Origin of the sequence: Comamonas testosteroni (assembly GCF_000761245.1) — a bacterium.
GTDB classification, from domain to species: Bacteria; Pseudomonadota; Gammaproteobacteria; order Burkholderiales; family Burkholderiaceae_C; genus Comamonas; species Comamonas testosteroni_C.
In genome coordinates this window covers 1-374 of sequence record NZ_AWOR01000024.1, presented here as the reverse complement: position 1 = coordinate 374, position 374 = coordinate 1, and the positions used below count along the sequence as shown (strand labels likewise).

The 374-nt window shown below is 61.8% G+C and carries 1 protein-coding gene; it reads right to left on the bottom strand.

What is annotated here, in order from left to right:
* Window positions 1-374: TolC family protein (locus P353_RS05865; RefSeq protein ID WP_034366641.1), on the bottom strand; the 374-nt coding region annotated here is incomplete at both ends.

Below are 374 nucleotides of genomic sequence, written 5' to 3'. Positions count from 1 at the left end.
TCCTGCCAGCGATCGTTGATCAGATAGCTGTCGCTGCTCTTGTTGACACCGTAGTTGAAGGAAAGGCCGGGGAACATGCGCAGCATGACGCGCTTGGTTTCTTCATTGGCGATACGGGCGTTGTAGAGGCTCTCGCGCAGATCGGGGTTCAGCTGCAGGGCCCGGTCTTCCAGCTTGTCCACCGGCTGCTCCAGCCAACGCTGGGCATTCGAGGCGGCTGGCTCGATCACGCGCAGCGGCTGGTTCAGCTCGGCAGGAGATACGCCCATCAGCGAAGCCAGTTCGATACGCGAGGAGGACAGCTCCTGCTGAATGGCCTCCAGCAGGCGGATGTTCTCCAGCAACTGGCGCTGATAGCGCAGCGGCTCCATGGG